Below are 17,660 nucleotides of genomic sequence, written 5' to 3'. Positions count from 1 at the left end.
GGGGCCGGGTTGGCGTGTCGGGGGCTCCGGGCGTCAGGCCAGCAGGTCCGCCAGGCTGCGCGCCACCACCTTGGTGGCGCGGCGCAGGTCTTCCAGCTCCACGCGCTCGTCGGCGCGCTTGGCGTGGCTGTCCAGCACGGTGCGCGGGCCGGCGCCGTAGATCACGCCGGGAATGCCGCGCTCCACATACAGGCGTACGTCGGTGTACAGCGGCGTGCCCACGGCCGGGGGCTTTTCGCCAAAAATTGCCTCGCCGTGCTTCTGGATGGCGTCCACCAACGGCGCGTTGCCGGCCAGGGGCGTCATGGCGCGGGCCAGCAGCAGGCGGCGGATGTCCACGCGCACGGCGTCCTCGCCCTGGTAGCCACGGCCTTCGTTGAACTGCTGCACGGCGCGCGCAATCACGGCGCGGATGCTGGCCTCCACCTCGGCCGGGTCTTCCTCGGGGATCATGCGGCGGTCCAGCTTGAGCACCACCTTGCCGGGGATGACGTTGGTGTTGGTGCCGCCTTCGATTCGGCCGATGTTCAGATAAGGGTGGTTGATGCCCGCCACCTGCGAGCGCACGCTGCGGTACTTCTCGTTCTCGGCGTACAGCGCGTTCATCAGGGCCACCGCGGCCTGCAGCGCGTCCACGCCGGTGTACGGCACGGCCGCGTGGGCCATCTTGCCGTGCACGGTGACTTCCATCTGCAGGCAGCCGTTGTGCGCCGTCACCACCTCGTAGGAAAAGCCAGCGGCGATCAGCAGGTCGGGCTTCGTCAGGCCTTGCTCCAGCAACCAGCCGGGGCCCAGCAGTCCGCCGAACTCCTCGTCATAAGTGAAGTGCAGCTCCACCGCGCCCTTGGCCGGCCGGGCGACGGCCTCCAGCGCGCGCACGGCGTAGGTGAACGTGGAGAAGTCGCTCTTGCTCACGGCGGTGGCGCGGCCGTACATGCGGCCGTCCGCAACCTCGGCGCCGTAGGGGTCGTGCGTCCAGCCCTCGCCGGGCGGCACCACGTCGCCGTGGGCGTTCAGGGCGATGGTCTTGCCGCCATCGCCGTAGGGGCGGCGCACGATCAGGTTGGTGATGGACTGCATGCCGTAGTCGCGCACTTCAGCCTCGGGCACGACATGGCGCTCGGCCTCGAAGCCGAAGGGCGCGAGCAGCTCGGCCGTGCGTTCGGCGTGCGGCGCGTTGTTGCCCGGCGGCGTGTCGGTGGGCACGCGCACGAGCTGCTGCAGGAACTGCACCTGCTCGTCAAAGTGCTGGTCGATCCACGCATCCAGCGCGGCGTAGGTGGCTTGGGCGTCGGTGTTCATGGCGTTTCGCGTGAAAAAAGGGGTGTCGGGGCGGACGGTTCAGTCCATCTCGGCGGCGAGCTGGCCCAGCAGCTGGGAGAAGGCCTGCACCGCCAGCTCCATGTCGTCGCTGGTGGTGGACTCCAGCGGGTTGTGGCTGATGCCGCTGTTGAGCCCACGCACGAACAGCATGGCCTGGGGCATGATTTCGTGCAGCTTCATGGCGTCGTGGCCGGCCCCGCTGGGCAGGCGAAACAGCGGCACGCCCAGGGCCTGCACGGCGGCCTCCCAGCGCTGCTGCCAGGCGGGGTCGCTGGGGGCGGCGGCGGCCTGCATGGTCAGCTCGGCCGTGTATTGCAGGCCGCGGCGCTGGGCGATGGTTTGCAGCCGGTCCATCACGTCGTTCACCAGCGCGTCGCGCTGCACGTCGGTGGGCGCGCGCAGGTCCAGGCTGAAGGTGCAGCGCCCGGGCACCACGTTGATGGAGCCGCCGGGCACCTGCAGCATGCCCATGGTGGCGACACTGCCCGCGTCCTGGCCGGCGCGCTGCTCCATGTACAGCGCCAGCTCCGCCACGCCCAGGGCGGCGTCGCGGCGGCGGTCCATGGGCGTGGTGCCGGCGTGGCTGGCCATGCCGATCATCTCGCACACGTAGCGCGCGCTGCCGTTGATGCTGGTGACGATGCCCAGGGGCAGGTCCAGCTCGGTCAGCACCGGGCCCTGCTCGATGTGCACCTCGACGAAGCCCAGGTAGCGGGCGGCGTCGCGCCGGAGCTTGCCGATGTCGTCCACGCACAGGCCGGCGTGCTCCATGGCGCGCCGCATGGTGATGCCGTCGGCGTCCTGCTGCTCCAGCCAGGTGGTGTCGAAGTGGCCGGTCAGCGCGCCCGAGCCCAGGAACGTGGCCTTGTAGCGCTGGCCTTCCTCTTCGGCAAAAGCGACGACCTCGATGCCGAACGGCAGGCGCCGGCCGCGCTGGTGCAGCTCGCGCACGGCGGCCATGGGCACGAAGATGCCCAGGCGGCCGTCGTACTTGCCGCCGTTCCTGACGGTGTCGTAGTGGCTGCCCGTCATCAGGTATTTGCCATCTTCTGTGGCGGGCTTGTAGCGCCCCACCACGTTGCCCACGGCGTCGATCTCGACCTCGTCGAAGCCGCTCTCGCGCATCCAGTGGCTGATGCGCTGAGCGCAGGCGCGGTGCGCGTCGGTGAGGTAGGTGACGGTGAGCTGGCCCTGCTCGGCGTAGCCGGGGTCGCTGTGCTGGGCCAGGCGCTCGTGCCAGTCCCACACGTCGTTGCCCAGCGCGGGCTCGTGGCCGAACTTGTCGTTCAGGCGGATCTCGGCGATGCGGTGGATGTTGCGCAGCGCCTCGGCGCGCTCGAAGTCGGGGTGGTTGGCCAGGCGCCGCGCAAAGGTCTCGATGATCTCGCGCCGCGGCAGGCCCGTGCCGCGCGGGCCGCGCACCGCCAGGATGAAGGGAAAGCCGAAGCGCGTGTTGTAGTCCTGGTTGAGCTGCTGGATGCGCGCGAACTCCTCGGGCGTGCAGTCGGTGAGGCCCGCCTTGCTTTGCTCGTGGGTGGACTCGGCCGTCAGCTGCTGGCTGACCGCGGCCTTGCCGGCCAGCTCGGGGTGGGCGCGGATCAGCGCCAGCTGCGCGTCTTCGCCCGCGGCGGCCAGGACCCGCACCATGGCGTGCTTGAGCTGCGCCAGCGACGCGAACGGGCGCTCGGCCAGCGCCGCCTCGGCGATCCAGGGCGAGTGCTCATAGACGCCCTCGAGCATGGCCACGGCACCCTGCAGCGGCGCGGCGTTGAGTTGTTCCAGGGTCAGGGCCACAGTGTCTCCTGCTATTGAAAAGTGAGCTGCCGGCGCTTTGTGGGTAAGCGCTGGAGGCCGATTTGACTCAAATGGCGGGTGCCGGGTGCTGCGCCGCCCAGTGGCGCGCCAGGTCGATGCGCCGGCATACCCAGACGCCTTCGCGCTCCTGGATGTGGTCCAGGAAGCGCTGCAGCGCCGTGATGCGCCCGGGCCGGCCCAGCAGGCGGCAGTGCATGCCGATGCTCATCATCTTCGGGGCGTTGTCGCCGGCCGGGTCGCCCTCGGCGTACAGCACGTCGAAGCTGTCCTTCAGGTACTGAAAGAACGGGTCGGCGTGCGAATAGCCCTGGGGCAGGGCGAAGCGCATGTCGTTGCAGTCCAGCGTATAGGGCACGACGAGCTGGCGGGCGCGGCTGCCGTCGGTGCGCGCCACCTGCATCCACAGCGGCAGGTCATCCCCGTAGTAGTCGCTGTCATAGACGAAACGGCCCGCGTCGGCCACCAGGCGGTGGGTGTTGGGGCTGTCGCGGCCGGTGTACCAGCCCAGGGCATGGTCGGTGCCCTGGCCGTACAGCGCGTCGAAGATCGCCAGGCACTCGTGCATGTGGGCGCGCTCGAGGCCTTCCGGCGCGTCCTGGTAGTGGATCCATTTGAGGCCGTGGCAGGCGACCTCGTGGCCCAGCTCGTCGAAAGCCTGCGCCACCTCGCGATGGCGCTTCAATGCCGTGGCCACGCCGAACACGGTGAGCGGCAGGCCGCGTTTTTCAAACTCGCGCAAGAGGCGCCACACGCCGGCGCGCGAGCCGTATTCGTAAATGCCCTCCATGCTCATGTGCCGCGCGGGGTAGGCCGCGGGGTTGAACATTTCGGACAGGAACTGCTCGCTGGCCGCATCGCCGTGCAGCACGCTGTTCTCGCCGCCTTCCTCGTAGTTCAGCACGAACTGCACGGCCACGCGCGCCTTGCCGGGCCAGTGCGGGTGGGGCGGGCGACGGCCGTAACCGACCAGGTCGCGGGGGTAGGGGGCGCAGGCGTCGTACAGGGCGGTCATGGGTCGCGGCTTTCAGGAAGACAGGGCCATGGACAGGTCGCTGGTGGGCAGCTCGCGGTCGAACTGCAGGCCGGCCTGCACGTTGTCCAGGTGCTCCTGCATCAGGCGCACGGCCGCGTCCTCGTCGCGGCGGGCCAGGGCGTCGACGATGTGGGCGTGCTCCTCGTGCGAATGCTCGGCGGCGCTGGTGGACTGGTACATCAGCGTGATGAGGGCGCAGCGCGAGATCAGCTCGCCCAGCAGCTGGGCCAGCACGTCGTTGCCCATCAGCTCGGCCATGCGCACGTGAAAGTCGCCCAGCAGCTCGGTGCGCTGGCCCACGTCGCCGCCATCCATGACCTTCTTCTCGGCCGCCACGTGGCTTTTCAAGGCGCGGATCTGCGCCGGCGTGCTCTGCGCGATGAAGGCGCGCACCATGGCGCCCTCCAGCATGCGGCGCACGGCGAAGACCTGCTGCGCCTCATCGGCCGAGGGCGTGGCCACGAAGGCGCCGCGCGCCGGCTCCAGGCGGATCAGGCGGTTTTGCGACAGCTGGAACAGCGCCTGGCGAACGAGAGTGCGCGAGACGCCGAAATGGTCCGCCAGCTTCTGCTCGGCCAGTTTGGTGCCGGGCAGCAGGCGGTGGGTGGCGATGGCCCGCGTCAGGTTCTCGACGATCTGGCCGGTGGTGGAGGTGTCCATGCGGCCATCATAGCGGTGGGTCACAAGATTTGTATACAGTTTCTGTGGACTATGCAAAGGTCGTCTGCGCGCGCTGCACTTCCATAATCCGGGCAGCGCCTTCCACCCGTTCTTGCGCCAGCCGCCATGACCCCCTTGCACGACCCCTTCACCCAGCCCCAGGCCTTCCTGCTGGACCTGTTCCACGCCGCCGTGCAGCGCGCGCAGCCGCTGCATACCCTGGACGCCCACCTGCCGCCGCCGCCAAAGGGCCGCACGCTGGTGCTGGGTGCGGGCAAGGCGGGCGGGGCGATGGCGCAGGCGCTCGAAGCGCTGTGGCCGGCCGGCGCGCCCCTGTCCGGCTTGGTGGTCACGCGCTACGGCCATGTGCCGCCGCGCCCGGCGGGGCTGGCGCAGCGCATCGAGGTGGTCGAGGCCGCCCATCCCGTGCCGGATGCCGCAGGCCTGGCCGCCGCCGAGCGCATGCTGGCGCTGACCCAAGGGCTGACCGAGGACGACCTGGTGCTGTGCCTGATCTCGGGCGGCGGCTCGGCGCTGCTCACGCTGCCGGCCGCCGGTCTGTCGCTGGCCGACAAGCAGCACATCAACCGCGCCCTGCTGGACAGCGGCGCCGCCATTGGCGAGATGAACTGCGTGCGCAAGCACCTCTCGTGCATCAAGGGCGGGCGACTGGCTGCTGCCTGCGCCCCGGCGCGCGTGTTGACCCTGGCCATCAGCGACGTGCCGGGCGACGACCCGGCGGTGATCGCCAGCGGCCCCACCGTGCCCGACGCCGGCACCTGCGCCGAGGCGCTGGCGGTTCTTGAGCGCCACCGCATCGACATCCCCGACGCCGTGCGCCAGGCGCTGCAGCGCGGCGAGCTGGAGAGCCCGAAGCCGGGCGACGCGCGGCTCGCGCGCAGCGAGGTGCGCCTGATCGCCACGCCCGCGCAATCGCTGGCGGCGGCGGCCGAGGCGGCGCGCGCCGCGGGCATCGCCGCGCACGTGCTGTCTGACGAGATGGAGGGCGAGTCGCGCGAGGTGGGCAAGGTGCACGCGGCGCTGGCGCGCGCCGTGGCGCGGGGTGGCGAGCCCTTCGCGCGGCCGTGCGTCCTCCTGTCGGGCGGCGAGACCACGGTGACCGTGCGCGCCCAGCCGCCCGGCACGCCGCGCGGCCGCGGCGGGCGGGCGGGCGAGTTCTGCCTGGGCCTGGCCCAGGCGCTGCAGGGCCAGCCGGGCGTGTGGGCACTGGCGGCCGACACCGACGGCATCGACGGCGTGGAGGACAACGCCGGCGCCCGCGTCGCGCCCGACACGCTGGCGCGCGCCGCGCCGCTCGGCCTGTCGCTGCCCGGGCACCTGGACCGCAATGACGCCTACGGCTTTTTCGACGCGCTGGGTGACCTGGTCGTCACCGGGCCCACGCGCACCAATGTGAACGACTTTCGCGCGCTACTGATTTTGTAGCTGCTGGCGCTTGACTGGCAAGCGCTGGAGGCGAAAAATGCTTAAAACCCCAAGGCGTTGCAGCGGTAGCAGCGCCGGGTCTGTCACCAAGGAACCCGCCATGACCACCACCTCCCACGCCTATGGCGCCCAGGGCGCCGACCAGGCGCTCGCGCCGCTGCGCATCACCCGCCGCGCGCCAGGCGCGCACGACGTGCAGATCGCCATCGCCTACTGCGGCGTGTGCCACTCCGACCTGCACCAGGTGCGCGCGGAATGGGCCGGCACGCTGTACCCCTGCGTGCCCGGGCACGAGATCGTCGGCCGCGTCACGGCGGTGGGTGCGCAGGTGAGCGGCTTCGCGCCGGGCGACCTGGTGGGCGTGGGCTGCATCGTCGACAGCTGCCGGCACTGCGCCGAGTGCGAGGACGGGCTGGAAAACTACTGCAACCACATGGTCGGCACCTACAACGGCCCCACGCCCGATGCGCCGGGGCACACGCTGGGCGGCTATTCGCAGCAGATCGTGGTGCACCAGCGCTACGTGCTGCGCGTGCGCCACCCCGAGGCGCAGCTGGCCGCCGTGGCGCCGCTGCTGTGCGCGGGCATCACCACGTACTCGCCGCTGCGCCACTGGAAGGTGGGGCCGGGCCACAAGGTGGGCGTGGTGGGAATCGGCGGGCTGGGGCACATGGGCATCAAGCTGGCTCGCGCCATGGGCGCACAGGTGGTGGCGTTCACCACCTCGCCCTCCAAGCGCGACGCGGCCCTGGCGCTGGGCGCGCACGAAGTGGTGGTCTCGCGCAACCGCGAGGAGATGAAGGCGCACGCCCAGAGCCTGGATTTCATCCTGAACACCGTGGCGGCGCCGCACGAGCTGGACGCCTTTCTCGCCCTGCTCAGGCGCGATGGCACCATGGCGCTGGTGGGCGCGCCGGCCACGCCGCACCCCTCGCCCAACGTGTTCAACCTGATCATGAAGCGCCGCAGCCTGGCCGGCTCGCTGATCGGCGGCATTGCCGAGACGCAGGAGATGCTGGACTTTTGCGCCGAGCGCTCCATCGTGGCCGACATCGAGATGATCCGCGCCGACCAGATCGACGACGCCTACGAGCGCATGCTCACGGGCGACGTGAAATACCGCTTCGTGATCGACTGCGCGAGCCTGGGGCAGTAAGGGGCGCGGCGGAAACGACAAAAGCCGCGCTGGCCAGGCGCGGCTTTTGTCGTGGTGGGCGGGGCGCTCAGTAGCCCAGCGTCTGCCCGTCCGGGTTGCGCGGGTCGGACGCGCCGTACAGCATGCCGTCTCGCAGCTGGATGGTCTGCGTGCGGCCCATCGAGGGCTTCACAGCCACCTTGTGCCCCCACTGGCGCAGCAGGGCCAGAGTGTCGTTGGAGAAGCCCTTTTCGATGCGCAGCTCGTCGGGCGTCCACTGGTGGTGAAAGCGCGGCGTGGCGGCGGCCTCGGCCGGGTTCATGCCGAAGTCGATGGTGTTGACCACCGTCTGCAGCACCGTGGTGATGATGCGCGCGCCACCCGGGCTGCCAGTGACCAGCACCGGCTTGCCGTCCTTGAGCACCATGGTGGGCATCATGGACGACAGCGGGCGCTTGCCGGCGGTCACGGCGTTGGCGTCGCCGCCCACCAGGCCGTAGGCGTTGGCCACGCCGGGCTTGGCCGAGAAGTCGTCCATCTCGTTGTTCAGCATGATGCCGGTGCCGCGGGCGACGATGCCGCTGCCGAAGTTGGTGTTCAGCGTATAGGTCACGCCCACGGCGTTGCCGGCCTTGTCCACCACCGAGAAGTGCGTGGTCTGGTCGCTCTCATACGGCTGCGGCTGGCCCGGCTTGATGGACTTGGCATCCTTCGCCTGCGTGGGCGCGATGCCCGCGGCCAGCTGCTCGGCATAGCGCTTGGAGGTCAGGCCCTTGAGCGGCACCTTCACGAAATCCGGGTCGCCCAGGTATTCGGAGCGATCGGCGTAGGCCAGCTTCATGCTCTCGGCCATGTAGTGCACGCTGCGCGCGCTGTTGGCGCCCCAGTCCTTCATGGGCCAGCGCTCCATCATGTTCAGGATCTGGATCAGGTGCGCGCCACCCGACGATGGCGGCGGCATGCTCACGATCTGGTAGCCGCGGTACGTGCCGCGCACGGGCTCGCGCTCGACTACCTTGTAGCTCTTCAAGTCATCCAGCGTGATCGCGCCGGCGTGCGGCGCCATCTCGGCCGCGATCTTTTGCGCAATGGCGCCCTCGTAGAACGCCTTGGCACCCTGCTGGCCGATCAGGCGCAGCGACTGCGCCAGGTCCTTTTGCACCAGCAGATCACCGCGCTTGAGCGGCGCGCCGCTCTTCCAGAACACGGCCGTGGTGGCGGGCCACTTGCCCATGTTCTTCTTTTCCTGGTCGAGGATCTTGGCCAGCGTCTCGCTGACCGGGTAGCCCCGGTCGGCCAGCGCGGCCGCGGGCGCCACGACCTGGGACAGCGGCAGCGTGCCCCATTTCTTGAGCGCATGCTCCAGCCCCGCCACCGTGCCCGGCACGCCCACGGCGTAGTGGGTGTACAGCGACTTGCCGTCGATCACGTTGCCCTTGGCGTCCAGGTACATGTCGCGCGTGGCACGCGACGGCGCCACCTCGCGGAAGTCCAGGGCGATGTCTTTGCCGGTGCGCGCGTCGTGCACCATCATGAAGCCACCGCCCCCTAAGTTGCCGGCGTTGGGCAGCGCCACGGCCAGCGCAAAGCCCATGGCCACGGCCGCGTCCACCGCGTTGCCGCCGGCCTTGAGGATGTCCAGGCCGATGCGCGAGGCCAGTTCCTGCTCGCTGGCGACCATGCCGTTTTGCGCCACCACCGGGTGGAACACGTCCATGTCGAAGTCATACGCGGCTGCGGCAGCCTGCGCGGCGCTGGTCTGCGTGGCCGGCTGTGCGGCGGCCGGCGCGACCACGGCCGCCTGCGGCGCTGCGCCGGATGCGGACGGCGGGGTGCTGCCGCAGGCCACCAGGCTGGCCAGCGCCAGGGCGACGCTGCCGGCCAGCAAAGAGGTGCGCAAGTTCATGGGAGTCTCCTTCGGTTGTAGTGAACGGGCGAGCGTAAACCCGGCCGTGGGGTGTGACAAGCGAATACAAAAACTGTATACACTTCTGTGAGCCATCCCGGTTCTGATCATCTAGTAGGAGACACCATGGGCCTGAGTACCCACGTCCTGGACACCATGCACGGCTGCCCTGCGGCGGGCATGGCGGTGGCGCTGTACGCCACCGACGGCGAGCAGGCCACGCTGATCAGGCGCCTGACGCTGAACCACGACGGCCGCAGCGACGCGCCGCTGTTCGACAACGCCAGCCTGCGCCCCGGCACCTACCGCCTGACCTTCGACGTCGATGCCTACTTCAAGGCCCGCGGCGTGCAGCTGCCCGACCCCGCCTTCCTGAACCGCGTCAGCCTGGACTTCGGCATTGCCCACGCCGACCAGCATTACCACGTGCCGCTGCTGGTCAGCCCCTGGAGCTACTCGACCTACCGCGGCTCCTGAGCGACAAAGACGCGCGTTGCGTTTCAGTGGACGCGCCCAGGGCGCACCCCTCGAAACCGGCGCGCCACACACCAGCGACCCCCGTGCAAGGGCCGCCCCGCAGCACCGGCGGTGTCCCCCTCCCAGCGCGCAGCGCGCCAGAGAAGGAGGAAGGCGCGCAGCGCCGCAGGGAGTTGCCTCTTCTAGTCCTGCCCTTCAGTGAGCGTATCGAGCTGAAAGCGCCCTGATTTTTCCCACAGCCAAGTGTCCGTCCAGGTCACTTTGCCCATGCGCGCCGGGGCGGGGTAGGGCGCCGCTGCGCGCACGGTGCGCTCGATCTCGGCCATCACCTCGGGCGCATGGCGCGGCGCGCGCATCCAGCGCAGCGCGGTGACGCGGCCTGCGGCATCAATGTCCACCTGCAGCACCCCGATGGCATACAGCAGCGGCGGCAGCCTGCCCTTGAAGATGCGCGCGGCGTTCAGGCCGTAGAGATGGGTGGCCGCGTCGCGGCGGTACGACAGCGCATTGGTGGCGGCAGACAGGCGGGCCGAACCCTGGGCGGCCGGCACCGGCCCGATGACGGCGGGCTTGTCCGGTGGGGCATCCACCGCCGGCGGCTCTGCTGGTGGGCCCGAGCGGCAGGAAGCGAAAAGCGCCGCCACGGCGGCGGCCAGGCTGGCAGGCAGCCAGCGGCGCCAGCCGGCAGGAGGGAGATCGGGGAGGGGCATCGCTATGCTGTACTGCGAATGGAGGCGAAGACGATGACGACGACCGCGCTGCAGCAGCTGCTGCACGGCCTGGAGGCCGGCCCTGCCTGCCTGGTGACGGTGCAGTCTACCCAGGGTTCGGTGCCACGCGAGCGCGGCGCCTGGATGGCCCTGCCGGCCGACCCGGCGCAGCCCCTGATCGGCACCATCGGCGGCGGCCACCTGGAGTTCGCCGCCTTGCAGCAGGCCCGCCAGTTGCTGGATGAGCACCTGGCAGGCCGCACGCCGCGGCCGCACGCGCTGCGCCAGGCGCTGGGGCCCAGCCTGGGCCAGTGCTGCGGCGGCGTGGTGCACTTGCGCCTGGAGTGCATCACGGCGCTGGACGCGGCCCCGCTCGGCCAGCGCCTGGCGCCGACGCTGCAGCCCGTGGCGCTGTTCGGCGGCGGGCACGTGGGCCACGCGCTGGTGCGCACCCTCGCGCCGCTGCCCTTTGCCCTGCACTGGATCGACAGCCGGGACGGCGTGTTCGGCCCGCAGGCCGCGCCCTGCGCCCTGTGCGAGCACTCCGATCCCGTGCACGCGGCCGTGCCCATGCTCGTCCCACAGTCCTTCGTGCTCATCATGAGCTTCAGCCACGCCGAGGACCTGGACATCGTCGCGGCGTGCCTGGCGCGCCAGCGCCAGCAGGGCGACCTGCCCTTCATCGGCCTGATCGGCAGCCGCACCAAGTGGGCCACCTTCCGCCACCGGCTGGAGGCGCGCGGCTTCACTCCGCAGGAGCTGGCGCACGTCACCTGCCCGATCGGCGTGAGCGGCATCACGGGCAAGGAGCCCGAAGTCATCGCCGTGGCCGTGGCGGCGCAGCTGCTGCAGGCGCTGGCTGCGCGGCGCGCACACTGCGGGTGAATCCCAGGTGCGCTGGCCACCAGAAATTGCATACACTTCGTGTCCACAAAACCGGGTCGCAGCGGTGCCGGGCTGTTTCACAGCCCTGGTGCGCGGCCTGCACGACTTTCCTGCTCAGAGCGCCCGCAGTGGTGAGCAGCTTGCGCGCCGGCGCCCACGCGCCGGCGTGATCGGGACACTATGGAAAGCTATCTGCTGGACTGGGCCAACCTGCTGCTGCGCTGGCTGCACGTCATCACCGCCATCGCCTGGGTCGGGTCGTCGTTTTATTTCGTCTTTCTGGACAGCAGCCTCACCCCGCCGGTCGATGAAGACCTGAAGCGCCAAGGCGTGAACGGCGAGCTGTGGGCCGTGCACGGCGGGGGCTTTTATCACCCCGTCAAGTTCAACGTCGCGCCGCCAAAGCTCCCCGGCCACCTGCACTGGTTCTTCTGGGAGAGCTACACCACGTGGCTGTCGGGCTTCGCGCTGCTGACCGTCTCCTACCTGTGGAACGCCGGCATCTACCTGGTTAACCCGGCCGATCCGCTCATGTTGCCGTCCATGGCCGTGGTGGCGGCGCTGGCCTTCCTGGTGGTCTTTTGGCTGCTGTACGACGGCATCTGCCGCGTGTTTGGCCAGCGCGAGCGGGGCGACGCCACCGTCGGCGCGCTGGTGCTGGTGCTGGTGTGCATCGCCGCCTGGCTGGCCTGCCACATCTTCCCGGGCCAGGCGGCGTTCTTGCTGATGGGCGCCATGCTGGCCACGTCCATGAGCGCCAACGTGTTCTTCTGGATCATCCCCGGCCAGCGCAAGGTGGTGGCCGCCCTGAAGGCCGGCCAGCCGGTGGACCCCATCCACGGCAAGCACGGCAAGCAGCGCAGCGTGCACAACACCTACTTCACGCTGCCGGTGTTGTTCGCCATGCTGTCCAACCACTATGGCTGGCTCTACAACCACGCGCTGAACTGGCTGGTGCTGATCCTGATGATGTTCGCCGGCGCCGCCATCCGCCAGTTCTTCGTCATGCGCCACGGCTTCAAGCTGGGCCGCAACCGCCACCCCTGGCCTTATGCGGCCGTGGGCGTGGCGGTGCTGCTGGGCGTCATCGCCTGGCTCAAGCCCGCGCCGCAGGCCGTCGCCAGCGCAGCGCCTGCCGCAGGCGCGCCGGTGCAGGGCGACGCCAGCTTTGCCGCGGTGAATGCCCTGATCACCCAGCAATGCGTGCTGTGCCACGGCGCGGCCATTGCGCAGAAGAACGTGCGGCTGGATTCGCCCCAGGGCATCAAGGACCATGCCCAGCAGATCTACCAGCAGGTGGTGCAGCTCAAGAAGATGCCCTTCGGCAACCCCGGCGCCCTGAGCGACGAGGAGCGCGGCGCGTTCAAGCGGTGGTTCGAGGGCGGCGCGCCCACCACGCCTTGAGCCGCGACAAAGCGATATAGCCGCCATCGGCGCCGGCGCATGCCGGCGCGCCGCGCGCGCCGTACAGTCGCCGCATGACCACGCACCTGTACCGATCCGCGCTGCTGCGCTTTGCCGACGATGGCGCGGCCCTATATGACCAGGACGGCCTGCTGGCCACCGCCGCCGACGAGCGCGGCGTGCAGCGGGTCGTGGCTGCGGGCAGCTGGGCGGTGCTGTCCGGCCAGTTCGCCGGCCAGGGCGTGACCCACTGGCCCGGCCGCATCATCGCGCCGGGCTTCGTGGACCTGCACATCCACTTTCCCCAAACCGACGTGATCGGCTCGCCCGCCGAGGGGCTGTTGCCCTGGCTGGAGCACTACACCTTCCCGCACGAGGCGCGCTTTGCCGACCCGGCCCACGCGCAAGAGGTGGCCTGCTTCTTCTTGGACGAGCTGGCGCGCAACGGCGTGACCACGGCGCTCACCTTTGCCACCTCGCACCCCGGCGGCGTGGACGCGCTGATGCGCGAGGCTCAGGCGCGCCGCCTGCGGCTGATCGCCGGCAAGGTGCTGCAGGACCGCCACTCGCCCGACGGCGTGCGCGACCAGACCGAGCAAAGCCTGCTGGACACCGAAGCGCTGATCGGGCGCTGGCATGGGCAGGGTCGCCTGGGCTACGCCATCACCCCGCGTTTCGCCCCCACCAGCACGCCCGCGCAGCTGGCTGGCGCTGGCGAGATCGCGGCGCGTCACCCGGATGTCTGGATCCAGTCGCACGTGGCCGAGAACCTGGACGAGGTGCGCTGGGCGCGCGAGCTGTTCCCCACCTCGCGCAGCTATCTTGGCGTGTATGGCGACTTCGGCCTGCTGCGCGAGCGCGCCATCTACGCCCATTGCATCCACCTGGACGACGCCGACCGGGCGCTGATGCGCGACACCGGCGCCGCCGCCGCAGTCAGCCCGACCAGCAACTTGTTCCTGGGCAGCGGCTTCTTCGACTATGTCGCGGCCGACCGCGCCGGCATGGCCTACGGCCTGGCCAGCGACGTGGGCGGGGGTACGTCCTTCAGCCCGTTTCGCACCATGCTGGCCGCCTACTATGTGGGCCGCGAGGGGCAGGCCAAGCCGGGCGTGTCGCTCACGCCCGAGCAGCTGTGGTGGCAGCACACGGCCGGCGCCGCGAAGGCGCTGGGGTTGCAAGGCGTGGTGGGCAACCTGCAACCGGGTTGCGAGGCCGACTTCGTCGTGATGAACCCGGCTGCCACGCCGCTGCTGGCGCGGCGCACCCAGGCCGCACAAAGCCTGGCCGAGCTGCTGTTCGCCATGATCGTGCTGGGCGACGACCGGCTGATTGAGCGCACGGTGATTGCCTGAAATCTGCATAAAAACGGCCTCTAGCGCTTGGTGCACAAGCGCGAGCAGCTATTATTTGAGTAGCAAGAAGGGTGCGTAAAATCGCGCGCCAGGAGAGAACCCCCTCATGAGCATCAAGAGCGACAAGTGGATCCGGCGCATGGCCGAGCAGCACGGCATGATCGAGCCGTTCGAGCCCGGCCAGGTCCGCCAGCAGGACGGGCGCAAGATCATCAGCTACGGCACCAGCAGCTATGGCTACGACATCCGCTGCGCGCGCGAATTCAAGGTGTTCACGAACATCCACAGCACCGTGGTTGACCCGAAGAACTTCGACGAAAAAAGCTTCGTGGACTTCGAGGGCGACTACTGCATCATCCCGCCCAACAGCTTCGCGCTGGCGCGCACGGTAGAGTATTTCCGCATCCCGCGCGACGTGCTCACCATCTGCCTGGGAAAGAGCACCTATGCCCGCTGCGGCATCATCGTCAACGTCACGCCGTTCGAGCCCGAGTGGGAGGGCTACGTGACGCTGGAATTCAGCAACACCACGCCGCTGCCGGCCAAGATCTACGCTGGCGAAGGCTGCGCGCAGGTGCTGTTCTTCCAGGGCGACGAGGAGTGCGAGGTCAGCTACAAGGACCGCAACGGCAAGTACCAGGGCCAGAGCGGTGTGACGCTGCCCCGGGCCTGACGCGCGCCCCGCGCCTGCTTGCAATGCCACCGGCAGCCGTCCTACGCGGCTTTGCGCGGGCGGCGCGTGGCGGCGGCGGGCGGGCTGCCTAGCATCGGCTGCAGTTTTTTGCATCCTCTGCTGGAGCCCCTGATGGACAACGATTCCTCCCTGCAAGCGTCTTCTTCCGGCCCATCGCGCTGGGCCGTTGTGGCCGGCCTTGCGCTGATCGCATTGCAGCTGCTGACCCTGGACGTGGTGCTGGAGCGCCATGCCCGCAGCGCCGAGGCGCAGGCCTCCAACTACGTCGCAGTGACGCTGCAGCCGCCCGTGCAGCGCACGGCAGCAGTTGCCGCCCAGCCGCTGCTGTTGGCCGGCAATTGAAGCCGGCCGAGCGTAATATGCACAGCCCCGCGCAGCACGCGCCACTCACCAGAGCACCAGCATGAGATGGGAAGGTAACCGCGAGTCCGACAACGTCGAGGACCGCCGCAGTGGAGGCGGTGGCGGAGGCTTCATCGGCGGGCGCAGCATCGGCATCGGCACGGTGGTGGTGGCGCTCATCGGCTGGGGCGTGTTCGGCATCAATCCCCTGACCACCATCGGCGTGCTGTCGGGCGGCGGCGCGCCGCAGACACAACAGCAGGGCCCGGCGCAGCGCCCCCCCGAAGGTGACCGGCAGGCGGCGTTCGTGTCCACCGTGCTGGCCTCGACAGAGGATGTGTGGGGCCAGCTCTTTCAGCAGGGCGGAGCGCAGTACCAGGCCCCGAAGCTGGTGCTGTTTCGCGGCGCCACGCCCACCGCCTGCGGCACGGGGCAAAGCGCCATGGGCCCGTTCTACTGTCCCGGCGACCGCAAGGTCTATCTGGACATGGATTTTTTCGACACCATGAGCCGCCAGCTGGGCGCTCCGGGCGAGTTTGCCCAGGCCTACGTCGTTGCGCACGAGGTCGGGCACCATGTGCAGACGCTGCTGGGCACGACAGGCCAGGTGGACAGCCGGCGCGGCCGGGTGAGCCAGCGCGAACAGAACGCCCTGTCCGTGCGGCTGGAGCTGCAGGCCGACTGCTATGCCGGCCTGTGGGCCTATCACTCGCAACAGGCGCGCAACTGGCTGGACCAGAGCGACATCGAGTCGGCCATCAACGCCGCGCAGCAGATCGGCGACGATACGCTGCAGCGCAAGCAGACCGGCGCCGTGCGTCCGGACGCTTTCACGCACGGATCAAGCGCGCAGCGGGTGCGCTGGTTCACCCAGGGCTACAAGAGCGGCAGCGTGCAATCTTGCGACACCTTTAACACATCCAGCCTTTGAGGCTGGCTGTTTTTTGCTGCAGTGCGACAATAGCGGGTTGATGACACAAGCTTATTCCACCCTCGCGCTGGCTGAACCCTTGAAGCGCGCCGTAGCCGAGATGGGCTACGAGAACATGACGCCCATCCAGGCGCAGGCCATTCCCGTCGTGCTGACCGGCAAGGACGTGATGGGCGCGGCCCAGACGGGTACCGGCAAGACGGCGGCCTTCTCGCTGCCGCTGCTCGAGCGCCTGCTCAAGCACGAAAACGCCTCGGCCTCGCCCGCACGCCACCCGGTGCGCGCGCTGGTGCTGCTGCCCACGCGCGAGTTGGCAGACCAAGTCGCGCAGCAGATCGCCCTGTACGCTAAGTACACCAAGCTGCGCAGCACCGTGGTGTTCGGCGGCATGGACATGAAGCCTCAGACGCTCGAGCTGAAGAAGGGCGTTGAGGTGCTGGTAGCCACGCCCGGGCGGCTGCTGGACCACATCGAGGCCAAGAACGCGGTCCTGAACCAGGTCGAGTACGTGGTGCTGGACGAGGCCGACCGCATGCTGGATATCGGCTTTTTGCCCGACCTGCAGCGCATCCTGTCGTACCTGCCCAAGCAGCGCACCACGCTGCTGTTCTCGGCCACCTTCTCGCCCGAGATCAAGCGCCTGGCCGGCAGCTACCTGCAGGACCCGATCACGATCGAGGTCGCCCGGCCCAACGAGACCGCCTCCACCGTCGAGCAGCGCTTTTTCAGCGCCGACGGCGACAACAAGCGCCATGCCATCCGCAAGATCTTGAAGGACCGCGAGCTGCGCCAGGCCTTCATCTTCGTCAACAGCAAGTTGGGTTGCGCCCGCCTGGCGCGCACGCTGGAGCGCGATGGCCTGAAGACCGCCGCCCTGCACGGCGACAAGAGCCAGGACGAGCGCCTGAAGGCTTTGGAGGCTTTCAAGGCCGGCGAGGTGGATCTGCTGGTTTGCACCGACGTGGCCGCCCGCGGGCTGGACATCAAGGACGTGCCGGCGGTCTTCAACTTCGACGTGCCCTTCAATGCCGAGGACTACGTGCACCGCATCGGCCGCACCGGCCGTGCCGGCGCCTCCGGGCTGGCCGTCACGCTGGTGGGCGGCAGCGACACGCGCCTGGTGGCCGACATCGAGAAGCTGATCAAGAAGAAGATCGAGCTGGAGCCCATCGAGCTGGAGGGCGACCGCCCCCGCGGCCGCATCAATGACGGGCGCCGCGCCTGGGGCGATGGCGAGGGACGCGAGGCGCGCAATGCCTCCAGCGCTGGCGCACCGGCAGCCCCGTCGGCGTCGCACCGCAGCCCGCGCAGCGGTGGCGGTCACCGCATGCCCAGTGCGTCGCGCGACCCTTTCTTCGACAGGCCCTACGAGGCCAGCAGCGCCGCCGCCGAGGCGCCCGCCAGCTGGGAGGCCACGGCCCGTACCGCGCCGGGGCGCAGCGGCATCTCGGCCAACATCAAGCCACGGCGCAAGGTGGCGGCGCTGTTCAAGGCGCCGGCGCCCGAGCCGCAGTAAGCCGCCCGGTATTTGCCATCAAAAAGGC

16 protein-coding genes are annotated in these 17,660 nt (G+C 69.6%); 10 read left to right on the top strand and 6 right to left on the bottom strand.

Annotated elements, in window-relative coordinates; all coding sequences use genetic code 11:
• Positions 1–33: 33 nt before the first annotated feature.
• The 4 genes from C7H73_RS12315 to C7H73_RS12300 form a co-directional block, all read right to left on the bottom strand.
• Entirely contained in the window at positions 34–1,302 is a 1,269-nt protein-coding gene (locus tag C7H73_RS12315) for a M20 family metallopeptidase (RefSeq protein WP_106846916.1), read from the bottom strand.
• 39 nt (positions 1,303–1,341) lie between these two features.
• Positions 1,342–3,117: a 2-oxo-4-hydroxy-4-carboxy-5-ureidoimidazoline decarboxylase gene (uraD, locus tag C7H73_RS12310; RefSeq protein WP_106846915.1), complete on the bottom strand. Its 1,776-nt coding sequence runs from the start codon at positions 3,115–3,117 to the stop codon at positions 1,342–1,344.
• A 67-nt stretch (positions 3,118–3,184) separates the two neighbouring features.
• The gene (gene puuE / locus C7H73_RS12305; protein ID WP_106846914.1) at positions 3,185–4,150 is read right to left on the bottom strand and encodes an allantoinase PuuE; all 966 of its coding nucleotides are present in this window, start codon (positions 4,148–4,150) and stop codon (positions 3,185–3,187) included.
• Positions 4,151–4,162: 12 nt separating this feature from the next.
• Positions 4,163–4,831, bottom strand: a complete 669-nt coding sequence (locus tag C7H73_RS12300) for a GntR family transcriptional regulator (RefSeq protein WP_106846913.1) — start codon at positions 4,829–4,831, stop codon at positions 4,163–4,165.
• Positions 4,832–4,957: 126 nt separating this feature from the next.
• Between C7H73_RS12300 and C7H73_RS12295 the strand changes: the two genes are divergently transcribed.
• Complete coding sequence (locus tag C7H73_RS12295) at positions 4,958–6,277, top strand: glycerate kinase type-2 family protein (RefSeq protein ID WP_106846912.1); 1,320 nt, start codon at positions 4,958–4,960, stop codon at positions 6,275–6,277.
• A gap of 100 nt (positions 6,278–6,377) precedes the next feature.
• Positions 6,378–7,433 carry an NAD(P)-dependent alcohol dehydrogenase gene (locus tag C7H73_RS12290; protein WP_106846911.1) on the top strand — a complete coding sequence of 352 codons (1,056 nt, stop codon included), beginning with the start codon at positions 6,378–6,380 and terminating at the stop codon, positions 7,431–7,433.
• 67 nt (positions 7,434–7,500) lie between these two features.
• Here C7H73_RS12290 and ggt read toward each other — a convergent pair whose 3' ends face one another.
• A complete protein-coding gene (ggt, locus tag C7H73_RS12285) occupies positions 7,501–9,318 on the bottom strand; it encodes a gamma-glutamyltransferase (RefSeq protein WP_106846910.1) in 1,818 nt (605 codons plus the stop codon).
• Between the two features lie 126 nt (positions 9,319–9,444).
• On the opposite strand from ggt, the gene uraH reads away from it, so the two are divergent.
• Positions 9,445–9,795: a hydroxyisourate hydrolase gene (uraH, locus tag C7H73_RS12280; protein WP_106846909.1), complete on the top strand. Its 351-nt coding sequence runs from the start codon at positions 9,445–9,447 to the stop codon at positions 9,793–9,795.
• A 182-nt stretch (positions 9,796–9,977) separates the two neighbouring features.
• Here the strand turns inward: uraH and C7H73_RS12275 are convergent, their stop codons facing one another.
• Positions 9,978–10,505 (bottom strand): hypothetical protein, encoded by a 528-nt coding sequence (locus tag C7H73_RS12275; RefSeq protein ID WP_106846908.1) that lies wholly within the window; start codon positions 10,503–10,505, stop codon positions 9,978–9,980.
• Between the two features lie 33 nt (positions 10,506–10,538).
• Here C7H73_RS12275 and xdhC point away from each other — a divergent pair, with 33 nt between their 5' ends.
• The 7 genes from xdhC (at position 10,539) to C7H73_RS12240 (ending at position 17,632) form a co-directional block, all read left to right on the top strand.
• Positions 10,539–11,390, top strand: a complete 852-nt coding sequence (gene xdhC / locus C7H73_RS12270; RefSeq protein ID WP_106846907.1) for a xanthine dehydrogenase accessory protein XdhC — start codon at positions 10,539–10,541, stop codon at positions 11,388–11,390.
• Between the two features lie 180 nt (positions 11,391–11,570).
• The gene (locus C7H73_RS12265) at positions 11,571–12,794 is read left to right on the top strand and encodes a urate hydroxylase PuuD (protein ID WP_106846906.1); all 1,224 of its coding nucleotides are present in this window, start codon (positions 11,571–11,573) and stop codon (positions 12,792–12,794) included.
• A gap of 74 nt (positions 12,795–12,868) precedes the next feature.
• Positions 12,869–14,149: a guanine deaminase gene (gene guaD / locus C7H73_RS12260; protein ID WP_106846905.1), complete on the top strand. Its 1,281-nt coding sequence runs from the start codon at positions 12,869–12,871 to the stop codon at positions 14,147–14,149.
• Between the two features lie 106 nt (positions 14,150–14,255).
• A complete protein-coding gene (gene dcd / locus C7H73_RS12255) occupies positions 14,256–14,822 on the top strand; it encodes a dCTP deaminase (protein WP_106846904.1) in 567 nt (188 codons plus the stop codon).
• Between the two features lie 132 nt (positions 14,823–14,954).
• Complete coding sequence (locus C7H73_RS12250; RefSeq protein ID WP_106846903.1) at positions 14,955–15,185, top strand: hypothetical protein; 231 nt, start codon at positions 14,955–14,957, stop codon at positions 15,183–15,185.
• 61 nt (positions 15,186–15,246) lie between these two features.
• Positions 15,247–16,116, top strand: a complete 870-nt coding sequence (gene ypfJ, locus C7H73_RS12245) for a KPN_02809 family neutral zinc metallopeptidase (protein WP_106846902.1) — start codon at positions 15,247–15,249, stop codon at positions 16,114–16,116.
• A 40-nt stretch (positions 16,117–16,156) separates the two neighbouring features.
• The gene (locus tag C7H73_RS12240; protein ID WP_106846901.1) at positions 16,157–17,632 is read left to right on the top strand and encodes a DEAD/DEAH box helicase; all 1,476 of its coding nucleotides are present in this window, start codon (positions 16,157–16,159) and stop codon (positions 17,630–17,632) included.
• The last annotated feature ends 28 nt before the right edge of the window (positions 17,633–17,660 follow it).

Source organism: Pulveribacter suum (genome assembly GCF_003013695.1).
Lineage (GTDB): Bacteria > Pseudomonadota > Gammaproteobacteria > Burkholderiales > Burkholderiaceae_C > Melaminivora > Melaminivora suum.
This window is presented reverse-complemented; position numbering and strand designations above follow the sequence as displayed.